Here is a 16,120-nt window from a genome sequence, read left to right as displayed (position 1 = left end):
CGCTGATTCCTGTGTATTTTTTATCTATAGTCGTTCAAGTATTTTCTATAAGACGAGTTGCGAAATTTCATTCGCTCTGTGACTCATTATAGCAATCTAAACCAAAAGTTATTTTACACTTATATTTCATTCGTATGACATTGACCTAATTTAGGTTTTATCCCTTAAAAAACGTGGGTATAGACAATATTTTATTTGGTTCGTTGTCACAAAATAGTTTTTTAAATAAGAAAAGCACTTTAAGAAAGCGCTTTTCACATAACAACCTATATCATTTTTTTACTACCTTAATGCGACATACCCAGCTCGTTTCCCTCGTTTTCGTTTTGAACGAAGTAATAAGAAGCCACCAATCAGCACGACTCCTGCAATCGCCCCACTGCTATCCAATAGGACATCTTGCAGTAACGGCGTCCGCTCTGGTGTCAAACTCTGATGATACTCATCAAAAATGGCGACCGTATTGGCAAGCGTCCAAGCGAACAATAGGATCAGCCCGGCATGAAGGTTCGTTCTCGAAATCGCCTTGACGAACAAAGCACCGAGAGCGAAGAATGTGACGAAATGCGCCGTTTTCCGCATCAAGAACTCGATGAGCCCAACTGTCCCTAACGTGTCGAGCGACACTTCTTTGCCTGCATAGTCAAACTCGACGTTTGCTAACGTCGGTTCGATCCAGCTCCAATCGAATCGCTCGAGTGGCGAAACAATCGATTGGTCTGAGTAAGGTGTCGCACTCGAGAAGAATAATCCAATCAAAATGAGCGCGATCCATATAAATTCATTTTTTAAAAGTCGCATAACACCGTTCCTTTCTACAACGAGTTTCATTATACGGATTGTACATCACGAAATATGTAACAGCGACATCATGATTTCATAACAATTTGATTGCACGCAACGCGTTCAAAGTCGTGACCTCGTTACTCTCTTGGTATACTAAAGAAAAAGGGGGAATAGACATGATTTATGATTTTGAAGCATTGGACATGAAAGGACAGCTACAACCGTTAGCTACATATAAGGGAGACGTCTTACTCATCGTCAATACGGCAAGTAAGTGTGGATTCACGCCACAGCTCGAAGGTCTCGAGTCGCTATACAACTCGTACAAAGGACAAGGCCTCCAGATTCTTGGTTTCCCATGCAACCAGTTCGGACATCAAGACCCGGGCTCAAACGAAGAGATCCAGGAGTTCTGTCAGCTTAACTATGGCGTATCGTTCCCGATGTTTGCGAAAGTCGATGTGAACGGAAAAGACGCGCACCCACTCTTTACGTATCTCTCAAAAGAAGCACCGGGACTACTCGGCTCGAAAGCGATCAAATGGAACTTCACGAAGTTCTTAGTCGACCGTGACGGGAACGTCGTCGAACGCTTCTCGCCACAGACGACACCGGCCGAGATTGAGGATGCGGTTAAAAAGCTCATCTAACTCAAAAAGGATGGCTCCGAGAAGGAGTCATCCTTTTATCTAGGGGTAATAAAGTTAATCGTATAGAACGGACTGTTCTCATCGTTGTAGGCGAGTCCGACGGCAGCATGACTGAATCGAGGTTGCATGATGTTCTCACGGTGCCCCTTCGAATTCATCAGCCCCCAATGCGCATGGAACACGCTCATCTGCCCCATGGCCAAATTCTCTCCGGCCATCGAGTATGACAGTCCCGCTTCATCCATCCGGTCGAACGGGTCGCGTCCTTCCGGGTCCGTATGACTGAAGAAGTCGTTCTCCGCCATGTTCTGACTGTGCGCCCGAACGACCGGATAGAGTGGCTCATAATCGGCGAGCGCACTCAAGTCATATTTTTCACGGTCCCAGTTCATCAAGATTCGCATCAACTGTTCGTTCGCGACGGTCCCTTCCGTGGAAATGTCACCGTAGTAACCGTCACTCGCCTCTTCCACACGGCGATCAACCGACAAGACCCCTTTCAAACGGTCGTCGTCATGTTGGTCGAAGAAGAGCGTGACATATTGTCCATCAATCGCAAACACCGAAAAGGATGGATCGTCCGGGATCAGGTAGCGATTTAATCCTTTGTTGTAAGACGTCACTTTCTCAAAGCCGATTTCCTCGACTTGGTCACGTGTCGTCTCATCGAGCACGAGACCGCGATACGTGCTTCCTGTCTCGAACTGATAAAATCCTTTTTTGGCGCCGTCCTCGTCAATGAGTTCAAGACCGCGATCTCCGCCACGTTCGACAAGGTACCAATCATGCCCGGCATATTGGCTCGTAAACTTCGGTGCATCCGTCGCACGTTCCGTCGCCACCTCAGACTCCACTTGAATGCTCGTCGGGGCAGAGACGTTCGGCATCTCATATTGCCAAGCCATATACAATCCAATCCCCATCAAGAGGATGATCAATTTTCGAAACATGGCTCCTCCTTCCTTACTGCTCGCGCTGACGCTCCCCGAAATCGTGAAGTCTCTCCTTGATATCGGTGAGCATCCCCATGTATGCGACATATGTCGCTTCGTCTATATTTAGCATACCACTGACTTGTAACGGCACATCGGCTGCCTGCTCACGCAACGCGCTACCACGATCGGTCAAACGAACGACGACTTTTCGCTCGTCGTCTGTCGCCCTACTCTTTTCGACATACCCGATTTGAATCAATCGTTTCACGAGCGGGGACAATGTGCCCGAGTCGAGTGTCAGCCTCATTCCGAGCTGACGCAAATCGATGCCATCCTCTTCCCATAAGACGAGCATGACCAGATACTGACTATATGTCAGGTTTAGCGGTTCTAAAATTGGGCGATATAAACGGGTAAGCTCTTTTGAAGCGGTATACAATTGAAAGCATATTTGGTGTTCAAGTTTTAATGTTTGTTCCATACGTAATCCTCCGTACTCTTCTTTAGCCAAGCATATCACTTGCGAAACTTTTTGACTGCTCTATAATTTAAATTGTGCACAACTTAATTGTTTAAAACGAAATGGAGGAATTGAATCATGAAATCACTATTCACAGCATCAGCAACTGCAATCGGTGGCCGCGAAGGTCATGTGAAATCAACAGACGGCGTCATCGACATGGACGTCTCAATGCCAGGCGCGAAACACGTCGACGGTGCGACAAATCCGGAACAACTTTTCGCAGCGGGATATGCGGCTTGCTTCGGTAGTGCCCTCAACCTCATCATCGGGAAAGAACGTGTGAAGACGGACGGATCGAGCGTCACAGGTCATGTCACATTGAACCAAAACGATGAAGGGTTCTTCATTTCAGTCGAGCTTGAAGTCGAAATCAAAGGTGTCGACCAAGCGACAGCAGAACGCCTCGTTGAAGAAGCACACCAAGTGTGCCCTTATTCAAAAGCGACGCGCGGCAATGTCGATGTGAAATTGACAGCCAAAGCAGCATAATCATCCATCCCGCTCGTAGGAGCGGGATTTTTTTGCTTCCCCTAGCGTGTCGGGGTAAGATAAAAGCACAATGAGGGAAGGGAGGGAGCCATGATGAAGAAACGTAAATCGACGTTCGTGTTTGTCGCGCTCGGCATTTTGCTGTTCACGGCGACGTATAATGCGCTGACCGTTCAGACGTACAACGTGCCGTCTGACAAGCTTTCAGCGGATGAATCGCTTCGCATCGTGCTCCTTTCTGATCTACATAGCGCCTCGTACGGCTATAAACAATCGATTTTAATTGATCAAGTCCGTGCGCAAAAACCGGACCTGATCGTCATGCCTGGTGACCTGATCGATCGCTATCGTTCTCCTGAACCAGCTTTCGAACTCGTCGAAGGACTCGCCGGCATTGCGCCGATGTATTTCGTAACCGGGAATCATGAGATTGACAACTCCGCTGACTACATTCGTCATGATGCCAAGAATGTATTTCGCTCACACGGGGTGACCGTTCTCGAGAACGAATGGGAGCCGATCACCATCAATGGGGTCAATCTCGTCATCGGTGGATTAGAAGATCCGTTACGAACATATAACGAAAATATTTATGGGAGTTGGGAAACTGACGTCGCGACGACCATGCAAGACGTGAATCCGGATGCGACGTTCAACTTACTCCTCTCTCACCGTGCCGAAGAGGTCGACACGTATGCCGACTTACCTTTTGACCTCGTCTTATCCGGTCATGCCCACGGCGGACAAGTGAGAATCCCATATTTATTGAACGGGTTGTTCGCCCCTGACCAAGGGTTTTTCCCGAAATATGCAGGCGGTCTTTATGAACACGAGACGTTCACCCACGTGATCGGACGGGGATTCAATTATAGTTTCAACGTACCGCGCATTTTCAACCCACCAGAGATTGTGGTGATTGATGTGCACGGCAAATAACGGACACTCGGATGAGTGTCCGTTTTGCTTACCAAATGATACGCTCCTCGCAACATTGTCGTTCCCGTTCGACTTGCACCGTCGAGCGCTCGAACGTCCCATATTTTCGAATCCGTTCCGTCACTTGACGTAACACGGCCTGGTCGTCCGTGTCTTCTCCGATCAACACATGGCACGTCGCCGCATGCTCACTTGATGAGATTGACCAGACATGCAGATCGTGTACCTCTTTCACCCCTTCGACTGTGGCAATCTCTGCTTGCATCGCCCGGACATCGATTTGTTCCGGTGACCCTTCCATCAGGATGTGAATCGCATCGCGCGTCACGCGATAACCGCTAATCAAGATGAGGATGGCGACAAACGCACTCGCGACCGGGTCCGCCCACGTCCATCCGAACAACATAATCAAGAGTGCTGCCGTGATGGCACCGACCGATCCGAGTAAGTCTCCGAACACGTGAAGCAACGCACTCTTCACGTTCAAATTATCTTTCTCTCCGCGCATCAAAATCCAAGCGGCGAGGATATTGACGAGTAGTCCAATGATGGCGACCACGAGCATTCCCCCACTCAAAATTTCTGGTGGAGCACTCAATCGCTGATATGCCTCGAATAAGATATAAATCGAGATGACGAGTAAGGTCAGCCCGTTAATGAATGCCGCTAAAATTTCAAAGCGTCGATATCCAAACGTACGGTTCGGTGTCGCCGCCTTCGCCCCGAATCGAACGGCTAGGAAACTGAGTCCTAAAGCCGCCGCATCTCCGAGCATATGACCCGCATCGGATAAGAGTGCCAAACTGTTCGTCCATAGTCCGCCGATGACCTCGACGACCATGAACGTCGCAATCAACAGAAAAGCGAGGAACAGTGCACGCTGATTCGTGGAATGATGATGGTGATGGTCGTGATCATGATGATGTCCCATAACTGACGCCTCCTTCTACTTCTTATCTTATTCCATTTTCACGAAACATTCAAACGTTCATTTGAATGAAACGTCATAAAAAAAAACGGGAGATCTCTCCCGTCTTGTCTCACTTGTGCTCGAGACGCACGCGCATCACACCGCTGTATGGGAACAGCTTCAACTGAACCGTCTCCCCTTCGTACCAAATCCCAGTTGTTTGTTCGTTCGTCGGTGTCACGTCAGGCGTCGCGACTGCCTGACGGTCCCAATCGATGGCACGCACTTTTTGGTCCCGTACCATCAAGAAGAATCCATCATAGAAATGATATTCGTTCACTTGGTCACGCTGAACGGCAGTCGGGCTACCAAGTTCGGCGCGCACGGTCGCCACATCTTTGCCGATCCAATCAAGGACGGTCTCCGAAGCGCTCGGGACGACTTGTTGCCATGCGGCGATCACGTCATCGTCCGACAAGGCCGGAGCTTCTGTCGTCACACTCTCTTCCGTGACCCACCCCGTCATACGCTCATTTAGCTGTACTTTCACGAAGCCACTGACCGTCTCCAAACGTTCGAAGCGATCACCGAGGTCGGCCTCATAGACGACTGCGACACGGTCATCTGCATAGACTTTCGTATACGGTTGCCCGATATAGATTGTATCGGCAGACTCGGTTTCGGTATCGGTCGGTTGTTCCGACTCGGAATCGACCATCTCGGTCGCAATCTCATCTGATTTCGGTAAAGCAGACTTTTCTTTTTTGTCGATCAGTGCCGCGAACGCGATGATCCCGACCAAAGCGAGGACCAAGGCTACCGCAGTCGTCACCCGGAACACTCGTTTACGCTTTCGTGTCGTCGCGCGCGACAATCTTCCTCCATTCATGTTCTTCACTCCTACTCGATTCGATTCATTCCACTCGTTTCGTCAAATGGTAGGAGGTTTCCTGCCTCGTCAAAAAATTTCAAGTCGTGTTTTGTCAATTCGTCCATCGTTTGCATCATCTGCTCGACATCGACCGGTTCATCGTTTTCCGTATTCTCACGAATACGAATCGTTTCACCGAGCTCGATCATCCGCGAGGTCAAACGATGGAAATAACGGTCATGCGTAATGAGAAGCAATCCACCCGGGTAAACGTCTAACGCCGTCTCGATTTGTTCCCGTGTCGCCACATCTAAATAGTTCGTCGGTTCATCGAGTGCCAATAGATGCGCGTCGGAGAAATAGAGAATCAGGAAGGCAATCCGACATTTCTCACCCATACTCGCCTCGTTGATCGGTCGATGCACCTCATCCCGACGGAACAGAAAGTGAGCCAGCAGCGTCCGAGCCTCCGTCTCCCCGATGTCACTCTGGGCGAGTAACGCATCGAGCAGTGTCCCCGTCTTCGGTAAACGTTCGAGCGTTTGCGAGAAATACCCAATCTTCAGACGAGGATGCCGCTTGATCACACCAGAAAGCGGTGCTCGTTCACCAATCAGCACATTCAATAACGTTGTCTTTCCACTTCCATTCGGTCCGATGATGGAGAGACGTTCTCCTTTTTGAATCGAGAAGGAAATCGGTTCATAGAACGGCTTGTCGTATCCAAACGTCATCTCCTCACATGTCAGCCACGTCTTCGCTTCGAGCTCATCGGCAGCAAAATGGACGGAGATGGTCTTTTCTTCTTTTGGCTTTTGTGGACGATTGTCTTCAAGCTGTTTTAACTTCTGTTCCCTCGCCTTCATTTTGACGGCGAGATTGGCCGCTCCTTTTTGCGCACCCGGACTGCGGACACTGGCTGTCGCTTTCGCCTTCAAGTGCCAGCCTTTGTACTGGGCAATCATATCGAGCAATTCTGTTTTGCGGCTCACGTAGCGAGCATGGGCTCGCTCGTCACGCAGGCGTTCGTCCTCTTTTTGACGTCGATACGCCGTATAGTTCCCCGGATATCTGGTGACTTCCCCATCCAACAGTTCGAGGATGACCGTCGCAACATCATCCATCAGTTGACGGTCGTGGGAGATGATCAGCACTGTTCCGTCGAATCGATTCAGCCATTTCGTGAGCCAGTCAATCGACTCGACATCCAGATGGTTCGTCGGCTCGTCGAGTAGGACGACGTCGACCTGCTTCATCGTCAAGGTCGAGAGTTGTGCCCGTGTCTTCTCTCCCCCGCTCAAATCGTTGATGTTTTGGTCAAGTTGACCGTCCAACCCGAGTCGGGTCAACGCTTGGATTGCCTCTTGCTCCAAGTTATACACATCGAGTGAGAGCGCTCGTTCATAAGAACGCATGACTCGTACCTCATCGCCAGAGGACACCTCTTCATAAAGGGCATACCGTTCAGGATCGCTCCTCATCACCCATTCGAGTAGTGACATATCTTCGGATTCAATCGTCTGTCGGACGAGCCCGATTTCACCGTGACATTCAATCGTCCCTGCTTGTGGCGTCAATTCCCCTGTCACGAGTCGGAAGAGTGTCGTCTTCCCACTTCCGTTCAGCCCGAATAACACAGCGCGTTCTCCGGCTGCGACCTCAAACGAGACCGCTTCAAATAATGGTTTCCGGTCGTAATCGAACCGGACTTGTTTCATAGCTAACATTTGTTTCACCTCGCTCATTTTTCCGGTACGCGATGAAACAAAAAACACCATCCGCTCAAAACGCGGTGGTGTGAAGGAATCCGTTCAAAGAGGAAAGAGGACTCTTCCCGCACTTGAAAAATGGACACACTTCACCCGTGACTGTTCAAGCGAACAGTGATGATTCGTCTCATCGTTGGAGTGAACGTGTTTTTTTCATGGCACGGTGTACCTCTCTTTCCTAAGTTACTGCCACCTTATCAAATTGAAAGCGGATTCGCAAGAGCGCACCCCACAATCTCCCATTTTTTCTACTCCTTTAGGCGGATGCGATGCACTCTTTCCCGCGTTATGATGACAGTATATTCGAACAGTGAGGTGATACATGATGCGTCGACGCATCCTCGTTCCGAGTGCCGTCTTGGCGAGCGTCGGAACGTTTCTTTATACACGATTCAAACGACGGCTCCCCCGCCCACGTTTTAAATGGCCGGAACGTCCAGAACTGACAACCATTGATGAGACGCATGTGCAAGCGACGTGGATTGGGCATTCGACCGTCCTGATCCATTGGTATGGACTCAAAATTTTGACGGACCCCGTCTTCTCTAAACGAATCGGTGTCCATTTAGGACCGCTGACGATCGGCATGAAACGTCACACGGCTCCCGCCCTCTCCATCGAGGATGTTGGACCGGTTGATGTCATCTTGCTCAGTCATGCCCATATGGACCACTTTGACCATAAAAGTTTAAAACGACTCATCACCCGCGAGACGATTGTCGTCTCCGCTCCAGGGACGAGTCGCCTGCTTAACACGACTCATCACCCGCGAGACGATTGTCGTCTCCGCTCCAGGGACGAGTCGCCTGCTCCGTCGATACCCGAGTCTGCAGACACTCGAACTGCATCCGCATGACAAAGTGACCTTGGCGAACGGGCTCGATGTCCGGGCCATCCCTGTCAAACATTGGGGCAACCGTTTCCCATGGGACAAACATATGGGCTATAACGGCTATCTATTAAAATACAAAGGGATCCGAATGCTGTTTGCGGGAGACACGGCGTACACCGACTCCTTTAAAGGACTCGCTGACCGTGAACCGATTGACCTCGCGTTCTTCCCAATCGGCGCTTATCAACCGGACTCGTTCCAAGAGGCGCACTGCACTCCCGAACAGGCTTGGATGATGTACAAAGAGAGCGGGGCGAAGCGCTTCTTCCCGATGCATTGGGACACGTTCGTCCTCTCTTATGAGCCGGTCGAGGAGCCCTATCACCGGCTCGTCGCGGCCGCAAAACTGGACCGTGACCAAATTGTGATCAAGTCACATGGGGAAAGCATCCGCCTGTAGTTATTCCTTTCCCTTCATCCAAAATTTCGGTAACGTTAAAGACGAGAGGGAGGGATTTGTTATGGAATGGACGACGTTGAATAATGACGTCAAGATGCCGATGCTCGGGCTCGGTGTGTATAAGGTCGAAGACGGCGCAGTGACGGTCGATACGGTCAAAGCTGCGCTTGAAGCGGATTATCGTTTGATTGATACGGCCGCGATTTATCAAAACGAAGAAAGTGTCGGGCAAGCGCTTCGTGAAGCAGGCATTCCTCGGGAGGATGTGTTTGTGACGACGAAGCTTTGGAATGAGTTTCACGGGTTCGATGAGGCGCTCCAAGCGTTTCAGGATAGTCTCGACCGACTCGGTCTTGAGTATGTCGATTTATTCCTCATTCACTGGCCGATGCCTCGTTTCGGGAAGTTCGTCGAAACGTATAAGGCACTCGAACAGTTATATGAAGAAGGACGTGTCCGCGCAATCGGCGTCTCGAACTTTGAAGTCGAGCACTTAGAACAAATCATTCAGTCGTGCTCGATCGTCCCGGCCGTGAACCAAGTCGAGATCCATCCGTATTTGTCTCAAAAGGAATTGATTGCTTTCTGCAAACGATATGACATTCAAATTCAGGCGTGGAGTCCACTCATGAAAGGACGCGAAGCGCTCGAAGATGACACGATTGTCGAGATTGCGAACCGTCACGGCAAATCACCGGCTCAAGTCATCTTGCGCTGGCACTTACAAAACGGGGTCGCCGTCATCCCAAAATCGGTGACACCGAGTCGAATCAAAGAGAATATACAGGTATTCGACTTCACGTTGACGAAAGAAGAGATGGCGGCCATCGATGCGCTCAACCGTGATGAGCGGACCGGCTCCGACCCGAAAGAGATGCATAAAATCCATTATTGAGGAGTGAATGACATGTTCAAAAAACTGGCTTCTGATTTGACTGGCTTTAGCGACATCGGTGAGGTGATCGATCCGTCCGACTTCGATAAGGCGGATGCGGATGATTACGTCCTTCACGAAGACAATGAAAAGATTTATTTCTTGATCAAGTCGAAATCAGATGAGTATTGTTTCACCAACTTGTCGATGATCCACCTCGATGGAACGAGCGCCATCAGTTCGAAGCGCGTCCTCTATCGTTATCCGTATTCACATTATCCGATCAAGCACGTCATGTTTGAGACGGCGGGTACGGTCGACCTCGATGTCGAAGTCAAATTCTCAATCGGCGACAAAGCGTACTCGATCGACATCAACAAAAAGCAAATCGAGCATGTGAAAGATTTGTATAAGGCACTTCTCGCAATCGAAGAGATTCAACGGGAAGGTCGTCGTATGATGGAGTATGCGAACACGTCGCTCACACACTCAGTGTCGATTTTGAGCGGGCTCCGCGAAGGCGACATGAACGTACCGAACACGTTCAAGGAATTGAACGAGCAATCGTTCGATTGGCTACAACGTCACTATCATGAATGGAACCGAAAAGACTTCGGAGCGGTATACGAGAAGTACATCAATAACTAAAAAACAACTCCTCCGTGGGGCATTCGCCCTCGGAGGAGTTGTTTCATTTCTCATCAATCAACTGCTCGGCCAATCGTTGATACAAGTGGCTCATGTGCACGGCAGACGCAATGGCGAGCGTTCGCTGCACACCGTTCTCTTTTTCGAGCGATGCATGTAACAGCGTGTCTGCCTGGGCTTCAAACGCTTCTAGATTCTTCACTTTTTGCGACTGATACGCTTCATAAAAGTCCTCGAGTGAGAACGTCTCGTCTGACTCGTTCAACGGTCTGAGCGTCTCTTTGATGTCATTGATCGACAAGAGGCCTTTCATCTCATAGATCAAACTGAGTAACATCAGATGTTCATTCGTATACTTTTTATTTTTGACAGGATGGAACAACTTGCCCTTGGCGTAGTTGTTGATCATCGTCTTCGTCAAAATCGTCTCATCCTCGACCCGCTTCATCTTCCCATAATGCTGCTCGAACAATTGGATGACCTGGTCCATGTATAAATCGACAGTCGGCAATACGTCCCTCGGGAGCGTCCCTTCCGTTTCGGTAATATTCTTCGCTTTCATCCGTCTCACCTCACCTTCAAGTATAAAGAAAACTCTCATTTGTCGAAAGGTACACCTTGCTGTTTGTTCCTCTTCAGTATATCATGTAGTTATCGATACTACATGATGTGATAAGGAGTGTTTTACATGAATTCGATTTTCCGTGAACCGATCAACGCGCTAACGCATCTCGCTGGCGCGGTACTCGCTTTCATTGCGCTGATTGCGATGGTCGTCAAAGCTTCACTACTCGGCTCGCCCCTTGCGATTATGGCTGCGATTTTATTCGGGATCAGCCTCGTCTTTCTTTACTTATCGTCAGGTCTTTACCATAGCATCATCGCCTCACCGAACGTCATCGCCTTCTTCCGGAGAATCGACCATGCGATGATTTACGCATTGATTGCGGGTACGTATGCGCCGCTCACGCTACTCGCGCTCGAGGGACCGACACGCTGGGTCCTCTTCGGTACCGTACACGCACTCGCCTTGTTCGGCATCGTCTTCAAACTCGTCTGGTTCCATGCCCCACGTTTCTTATCGACCGCGCTCTACATCGGGATGGGCTGGCTGTCCGTCTTCTTTATCGGACCGCTCCATGACGTGATTGGTAACGCCGGCATCTTCTGGCTCGTCCTCGGGGGCGTCATGTATACGATTGGTGGGCTCATCTACGGGTTCAAGCCAAAATTCGTCAATTGGCGGGGATGGGGATTCCATGAAGTGTTCCATTTGTTCATTTTGTTCGGAAGCTTTGCCCACTTCGTCTGCGTCTTCTGGTACGTCTTTTAAGTCCTCCTCGTGGAGGGCTTTTTTTGTGAGCCGTTTCCTGTACTTTGAATTCAAGATTTCCTACACTAAGGACAGGAGGGATTCATGATGAAAATTGAAGTATGGTCAGATTATGTCTGCCCGTTTTGTTATATCGGGAAGCGTCGTCTAGAAGAGGCGCTCGAACAGTTCCCACAGGCAGACCAAGTAGAAGTCGAATTCAAGAGTTTCGAGCTCGACCCGAACGCGCCGACGAACGATTCACGCACCATTTATGAGGCACTCGCAACGAAATATCGTATGCCGATTGAGCAAGCAAAAGGAACGACGGCACAAGTCGCGGCTCAAGCCCGCGAAGTCGGACTCGATTACGACTTTGAAAACATGGTCGTCACAGGTACACTCGACTCGCATCGTTTGACGCATTATGCGAAGACGGTCGGGAAAGAAAAAGAATTGTCGGAAGCATTGCTTCAGGCTTACTTTGTCGATGCCAAACACATCGGGAACCACGATGTCCTGCTCGAAATCGCAACAAGCGTCGGTCTCGACCATGACGCTGTCCGTGACGTCTTGACAACGGACGTGTATACGGAAGACGTTCGGGCCGAAGAGAAGCGCGCAAGCGATCTCGGCATCACAGGTGTCCCGTTCTTCGTATTCGACAACAAATATGGGGTGTCTGGTGCTCAACCGACGGAAGCGTTCACGCAAGTGCTCGAAAAAGTCTGGTCTGAGAACAACCCGACAATCCAAGTCCTTTCGAACGGTGCGACGTGCACCGACGACAACTGTGATATTTGATTGATGAAGAAGCCGACGTTCGGCTTCTTTTTTGTGGTATTCTCCACCCTACTACTTGATAATAGTGATTAGCATATAAGAATCGAGGACTACATCTATGTGGAAAAATCGGAACGTCTGGATCATCTTGACGGGCGAATTCGTCGCCGGTCTTGGTTTATGGCTCGGTATCATCGGTAATTTGGAATTCATGCAAGACCGCGTCCCCTCTGACTTTGTGAAGGCGGTCATTCTCGCCATCGGGTTACTCGCCGGGGTCGCCATCGGTCCGCTCGCGGGGCGCTTGACCGATCAAGGCTCTAAGAAAAACATCATGCTCATCTCAAGCATCGTCCGAGCGCTCAGTGTGCTCTTCATGTTCGTTGCCATCGAGACGAATTCGGTCGTGTGGATGGTCGTCTGCTTTTTACTTCCCTGCCCTACAGGCAGCGATTCCGCTCATCGTGAAGGAACGGGAACTTCTCGCCTTGAACGGTGTCCATATGAACGTTTCGACGTTATCACGCGTCATCGGGACGGCGATTGCCGGTGTCTTATTGACACTCATCTCGCTACGTAACGTCTACGCGCTCTCGCTCGTCGCTTATCTGTTGCTTGCGGTCGCGACGCTCTTCTTAAAGCTAGATGAATCGAAGACACCGTCGGCGAAAAAGATTGATGCAAAAGCGTCGAGCGGATTCAAAGATGTCTTTCCAATCATCAAATCAATCCCGGTCATCTTCATGACACTCGTCATGACGCTCATCCCGTTACTCTTTATCGGGGGATTCAACTTGCTCGTCATCAACATCAGTGAGTTGCAGGATTCAACCGCAATCAAAGGATGGATTTATACGGCGGAAGGGCTCGCCTTCATGACAGGTGCCTTCATGATCAAACGAATCGGTGAAAAATTCTCGGCGTTCTCGATTTTATTCTCGTTCTCGTTTTTAATCGGTGTCGCGCAACTGATGCTGTATTTTGCAGACATCCCGTTCATGTCGATTGCGGCGTTCGTCGTATTCGGCTTCTCGGTCGGCTGTTTCTTCCCAACGGCGGTCACGATTTTCCAGACACGGATGCCGAAAGAATATCATGGTCGTTTCTTCTCGTTCCGTAACATGCTCGACCGGATCATCTTCCAAATCGTCCTTCTCGTGACAGGGTTCTTCCTCGATTTGATTGGACTTCAGCTCATGGTCGTCTTGTTTGGAATCAGTTCGATTGCAATGACAGCCGCGTTCCTCGTCTACACGCGAAAACATAAACTGCATATCGAAGAAGACTCTGCTGAGAAGATCTCCTCTTAACAAAAAAACAAGCGATGACCGTTTATCAAATTAAGCACAACAATTCCTCGACCGTACGTTGACCTTTGCGAAGTCTGTTCTTTTCGGGAAGAACTTACGAAGGAGTCCGTTGGCATTCTCTTTGTTCCCCCGTTGCCAAGAAGAGTATGTGTCGGCGAAATGCATTGTGTCGGCGAGTTTCGTCTTAGCGCCATAACAGGATTTCGCCTTCTCATATAGCGCATCTGTGCACGTCCTTACTCGTAGCCGGGTTCACAGGCTTTTTTGTGTTTACTTTTAGGTGTTGCACTTAATTTTATAATTCACCCTATACAAAACTTTCATATCGATGGCATTCATGCTATCATAAAGTTGTCCTTCTGCACCACTTTGATAAACAATACAATGGCGTTATCAAACTGAAAGACATTCAACCAGCAGAAGCACACTACGAAGATTATTGTGTTTCCGATCCACCCTATTGATTCTTTCCAAGAAAGGACTGAGTACATTGAGTGATATGTTTAAAAAATACGCTGAAATAGTTGGTAATGATCACGTAGAAAAGCTTCAGCAACAAGGATACATCGCTGCTCAAATTAAAAAACAACGTCGCCAACTAAATATTTCACAACAAGAATTAGCTGATCGAATTGGAAAGCCTAAATCAACTATAGGTCGAATTGAAGCTGGTCTTACCATTCCTCGCGCTGATACACTGTATTCACTATCGAAAGCTTTAAATATCCCACTTATCATTGATGGAACCAATCAAAACTATTCGAAAGTATGACTTCCTAATAAAATGCCCAAATGAGAACGTATCAGCGCATTCTCATTTAGGCTTTTTTGTATTCACATTTGTTACACTTAACATTATTATTCATCCCACAAAAAAACGAACCAGGTCGCATTTTACGACCTGGTTCATCAACATTCTGAAGCGATGACATCGGTCATCGCTTGTTTGCGTCTTGGAGTTCTCGCCACCACGTCGTCGTATCATTCCGACCGTCGAGCGTGATGCGCTCTCCGATTTTTGGAGTGAGGACGACTTCTTTCGGTAAGAGAGACGCCATCTGTTCCGCTGGGTCAAACCAGTCGTGGAATGACAATGTGAACGCACCCCAATGGATTGGCATCATCTGGTCGGCGCGTAAATCGTGAAATGCTTGCGCTGTCTCTTCCGGCTGCATATGGACGTCTGGCCAGCGTACGTCATATTGTCCGCATTCGAGTGCGGCGAAATCGAACGGTCCATACTGTTCGCCAATCAACTTGAAGTGCGGCGCGTACCCGCTGTCCCCGCTGAAGAAGAGACGGTCTGTCTCACCGAGGACGACCCATGATGCCCATAGCGTGCTGTTGCGGTCTGTCAACGAACGACCGGAGAAGTGACGTGCCGGCGTACAGACGAATGTCCAATTCCCGAACGTATATGACTCGTTCCAATCTCGCTCCACGATTCTCTCTGCACCGACACCCCATCGTTTTAAATGACTCCCTACACCGAGAGGTACGATAAACATGGCGACCTTGTCTTTAATCGCAAGGATCGTCCCATAGTCGAGGTGGTCGTAATGGTCATGCGTCAACAAGACGACATCAATCTCAGGCAAGTCCTCAAGGTCGAACGGCAAGTCTTCACTGAAACGCTCATTTTTGGCAAACGGAAGCGGCGATGGGCTGCGTCCGAACATCGGGTCGACGAGCATCGTCTTCCCGTCCATTTGCACCATGAGCGCCGAATGACCGAGCCAGTAGATTCTCGTGAAGCTCGAACCCGTCTTCTCCTCAAAATCGATCGGCACGATTGGTAGCCGTTCGCTCGGCTTACGAAGCGAGGTCATGTCACGATAGTCACGAGCCATCGATACCATATCCTCTGCGGAAAAGTTCATCGGTGTCTCGTATTGATTACGGAATTTCCCGTTGACCTGGTTCGGGGATTGAATCGATTTCGGTTTTCGTCCGAGTGGTTTGTACTGTGTCAGAATCGTCCCGGTGACAGCCGCCATTCCGACTAATAAGAGCAACATCGTCTTTTTCATCT

At 49.4% G+C, this 16,120-nt stretch carries 18 protein-coding genes and 2 pseudogenes; 11 read left to right on the top strand and 9 right to left on the bottom strand.

Translation table 11 applies throughout. From position 1 onward, the window contains the following. Positions 1-282 precede the first annotated feature (282 nt). Positions 283-801, bottom strand: a complete 519-nt coding sequence (locus tag ON063_RS00870; protein ID WP_214819319.1) for a VanZ family protein — start codon at positions 799-801, stop codon at positions 283-285. A 161-nt stretch (positions 802-962) separates the two neighbouring features. Here ON063_RS00870 and ON063_RS00865 point away from each other — a divergent pair, with 161 nt between their 5' ends. Beyond that, positions 963-1,436, top strand: a complete 474-nt coding sequence (locus tag ON063_RS00865; protein ID WP_214695149.1) for a glutathione peroxidase — start codon at positions 963-965, stop codon at positions 1,434-1,436. A 35-nt stretch (positions 1,437-1,471) separates the two neighbouring features. Here the strand turns inward: ON063_RS00865 and ON063_RS00860 are convergent, their stop codons facing one another. Beyond that, complete coding sequence (locus tag ON063_RS00860) at positions 1,472-2,386, bottom strand: CAP domain-containing protein (protein WP_274663921.1); 915 nt, start codon at positions 2,384-2,386, stop codon at positions 1,472-1,474. 13 nt (positions 2,387-2,399) lie between these two features. Continuing rightward, the gene (locus ON063_RS00855) at positions 2,400-2,852 is read right to left on the bottom strand and encodes a MarR family winged helix-turn-helix transcriptional regulator (RefSeq protein ID WP_214819315.1); all 453 of its coding nucleotides are present in this window, start codon (positions 2,850-2,852) and stop codon (positions 2,400-2,402) included. Between the two features lie 117 nt (positions 2,853-2,969). On the opposite strand from ON063_RS00855, the gene ON063_RS00850 reads away from it, so the two are divergent. After that, the gene (locus ON063_RS00850) at positions 2,970-3,383 is read left to right on the top strand and encodes an organic hydroperoxide resistance protein (protein WP_074032719.1); all 414 of its coding nucleotides are present in this window, start codon (positions 2,970-2,972) and stop codon (positions 3,381-3,383) included. 93 nt (positions 3,384-3,476) lie between these two features. After that, positions 3,477-4,319, top strand: coding sequence for a metallophosphoesterase (locus ON063_RS00845; RefSeq protein WP_274663920.1), 843 nt, complete (start codon positions 3,477-3,479; stop codon positions 4,317-4,319). Between the two features lie 28 nt (positions 4,320-4,347). Here the strand turns inward: ON063_RS00845 and ON063_RS00840 are convergent, their stop codons facing one another. The 3 genes from ON063_RS00840 to abc-f all read right to left on the bottom strand — a co-directional run bounded on the left by ON063_RS00840 (position 4,348) and on the right by abc-f (position 7,827). After that, the gene (locus tag ON063_RS00840) at positions 4,348-5,250 is read right to left on the bottom strand and encodes a cation diffusion facilitator family transporter (protein ID WP_214695136.1); all 903 of its coding nucleotides are present in this window, start codon (positions 5,248-5,250) and stop codon (positions 4,348-4,350) included. Between the two features lie 109 nt (positions 5,251-5,359). Then, on the bottom strand, positions 5,360-6,118 hold the full coding sequence (locus tag ON063_RS00835) for a hypothetical protein (RefSeq protein WP_274663919.1): 759 nt from the start codon (positions 6,116-6,118) through the stop codon (positions 5,360-5,362). Positions 6,119-6,129: 11 nt separating this feature from the next. Beyond that, positions 6,130-7,827 carry a ribosomal protection-like ABC-F family protein gene (abc-f, locus tag ON063_RS00830; protein ID WP_274663918.1) on the bottom strand — a complete coding sequence of 566 codons (1,698 nt, stop codon included), beginning with the start codon at positions 7,825-7,827 and terminating at the stop codon, positions 6,130-6,132. Between the two features lie 367 nt (positions 7,828-8,194). Here abc-f and ON063_RS00825 point away from each other — a divergent pair, with 367 nt between their 5' ends. The 4 genes from ON063_RS00825 to ON063_RS00810 all read left to right on the top strand — a co-directional run bounded on the left by ON063_RS00825 (position 8,195) and on the right by ON063_RS00810 (position 10,683). Continuing rightward, the gene (locus tag ON063_RS00825; RefSeq protein WP_274663917.1) at positions 8,195-8,725 is read left to right on the top strand and encodes an MBL fold metallo-hydrolase; all 531 of its coding nucleotides are present in this window, start codon (positions 8,195-8,197) and stop codon (positions 8,723-8,725) included. Between the two features lie 10 nt (positions 8,726-8,735). Beyond that, positions 8,736-9,161 carry an MBL fold metallo-hydrolase gene (locus ON063_RS00820; protein ID WP_446719115.1) on the top strand — a complete coding sequence of 142 codons (426 nt, stop codon included), beginning with the start codon at positions 8,736-8,738 and terminating at the stop codon, positions 9,159-9,161. Positions 9,162-9,222: 61 nt separating this feature from the next. Next, a complete protein-coding gene (locus ON063_RS00815; protein ID WP_214697325.1) occupies positions 9,223-10,056 on the top strand; it encodes an aldo/keto reductase in 834 nt (277 codons plus the stop codon). Between the two features lie 12 nt (positions 10,057-10,068). Next, positions 10,069-10,683, top strand: coding sequence for a PH domain-containing protein (locus tag ON063_RS00810; RefSeq protein WP_214747806.1), 615 nt, complete (start codon positions 10,069-10,071; stop codon positions 10,681-10,683). Positions 10,684-10,726: 43 nt separating this feature from the next. Here the strand turns inward: ON063_RS00810 and ON063_RS00805 are convergent, their stop codons facing one another. Then, positions 10,727-11,245: a DUF1836 domain-containing protein gene (locus ON063_RS00805; protein WP_274663916.1), complete on the bottom strand. Its 519-nt coding sequence runs from the start codon at positions 11,243-11,245 to the stop codon at positions 10,727-10,729. Between the two features lie 126 nt (positions 11,246-11,371). Here ON063_RS00805 and trhA point away from each other — a divergent pair, with 126 nt between their 5' ends. From trhA to ON063_RS00790, 3 genes and pseudogenes are all read left to right on the top strand, one after another. Continuing rightward, positions 11,372-12,016, top strand: a complete 645-nt coding sequence (trhA, locus tag ON063_RS00800) for a PAQR family membrane homeostasis protein TrhA (protein ID WP_074032708.1) — start codon at positions 11,372-11,374, stop codon at positions 12,014-12,016. Between the two features lie 87 nt (positions 12,017-12,103). Continuing rightward, a complete protein-coding gene (locus ON063_RS00795) occupies positions 12,104-12,799 on the top strand; it encodes a DsbA family oxidoreductase (protein WP_214697332.1) in 696 nt (231 codons plus the stop codon). A 97-nt stretch (positions 12,800-12,896) separates the two neighbouring features. After that, positions 12,897-14,088, top strand: a pseudogene (locus ON063_RS00790) (MFS transporter). 30 nt (positions 14,089-14,118) lie between these two features. On the opposite strand, the pseudogene ON063_RS00785 reads toward ON063_RS00790, so the two are convergent. Continuing rightward, positions 14,119-14,247, bottom strand: a pseudogene (locus ON063_RS00785) (IS30 family transposase); the annotation flags it as partial. 340 nt (positions 14,248-14,587) lie between these two features. Here ON063_RS00785 and ON063_RS00780 point away from each other — a divergent pair. Further along, on the top strand, positions 14,588-14,860 hold the full coding sequence (locus ON063_RS00780) for a helix-turn-helix domain-containing protein (protein ID WP_274663937.1): 273 nt from the start codon (positions 14,588-14,590) through the stop codon (positions 14,858-14,860). A gap of 163 nt (positions 14,861-15,023) precedes the next feature. Here ON063_RS00780 and ON063_RS00775 read toward each other — a convergent pair whose 3' ends face one another. Beyond that, the gene (locus tag ON063_RS00775) at positions 15,024-16,118 is read right to left on the bottom strand and encodes an MBL fold metallo-hydrolase (RefSeq protein ID WP_274663915.1); all 1,095 of its coding nucleotides are present in this window, start codon (positions 16,116-16,118) and stop codon (positions 15,024-15,026) included. Positions 16,119-16,120: the final 2 nt, after the last annotated feature.

The sequence above is a fragment of the Exiguobacterium sp. B2(2022) genome, from assembly GCF_028823655.1.
Lineage (GTDB): Bacteria > Bacillota > Bacilli > Exiguobacteriales > Exiguobacteriaceae > Exiguobacterium > Exiguobacterium aestuarii_A.
This window is presented reverse-complemented; position numbering and strand designations above follow the sequence as displayed.

Coding starts and splice junctions, on each gene's coding strand:
- ON063_RS00845 (WP_274663920.1), top strand. CDS start 3,477: ATGAAGAAACGTAAATCGACGTTCGTGTTTGTCGCGCTCGGCATTTTG.
- trhA (WP_074032708.1), top strand. CDS start 11,372: ATGAATTCGATTTTCCGTGAACCGATCAACGCGCTAACGCATCTCGCT.
- ON063_RS00840 (WP_214695136.1), bottom strand. CDS start 5,250: ATGGGACATCATCATGATCACGACCATCACCATCATCATTCCACGAAT.
- ON063_RS00855 (WP_214819315.1), bottom strand. CDS start 2,852: ATGGAACAAACATTAAAACTTGAACACCAAATATGCTTTCAATTGTAT.
- ON063_RS00810 (WP_214747806.1), top strand. CDS start 10,069: ATGTTCAAAAAACTGGCTTCTGATTTGACTGGCTTTAGCGACATCGGT.
- ON063_RS00850 (WP_074032719.1), top strand. CDS start 2,970: ATGAAATCACTATTCACAGCATCAGCAACTGCAATCGGTGGCCGCGAA.
- ON063_RS00860 (WP_274663921.1), bottom strand. CDS start 2,386: ATGTTTCGAAAATTGATCATCCTCTTGATGGGGATTGGATTGTATATG.
- ON063_RS00780 (WP_274663937.1), top strand. CDS start 14,588: ATGTTTAAAAAATACGCTGAAATAGTTGGTAATGATCACGTAGAAAAG.
- abc-f (WP_274663918.1), bottom strand. CDS start 7,827: ATGTTAGCTATGAAACAAGTCCGGTTCGATTACGACCGGAAACCATTA.
- ON063_RS00815 (WP_214697325.1), top strand. CDS start 9,223: ATGGAATGGACGACGTTGAATAATGACGTCAAGATGCCGATGCTCGGG.
- ON063_RS00835 (WP_274663919.1), bottom strand. CDS start 6,118: ATGAATGGAGGAAGATTGTCGCGCGCGACGACACGAAAGCGTAAACGA.
- ON063_RS00865 (WP_214695149.1), top strand. CDS start 963: ATGATTTATGATTTTGAAGCATTGGACATGAAAGGACAGCTACAACCG.
- ON063_RS00805 (WP_274663916.1), bottom strand. CDS start 11,245: ATGAAAGCGAAGAATATTACCGAAACGGAAGGGACGCTCCCGAGGGAC.
- ON063_RS00795 (WP_214697332.1), top strand. CDS start 12,104: ATGAAAATTGAAGTATGGTCAGATTATGTCTGCCCGTTTTGTTATATC.
- ON063_RS00825 (WP_274663917.1), top strand. CDS start 8,195: ATGCGTCGACGCATCCTCGTTCCGAGTGCCGTCTTGGCGAGCGTCGGA.
- ON063_RS00775 (WP_274663915.1), bottom strand. CDS start 16,118: ATGAAAAAGACGATGTTGCTCTTATTAGTCGGAATGGCGGCTGTCACC.
- ON063_RS00870 (WP_214819319.1), bottom strand. CDS start 801: ATGCGACTTTTAAAAAATGAATTTATATGGATCGCGCTCATTTTGATT.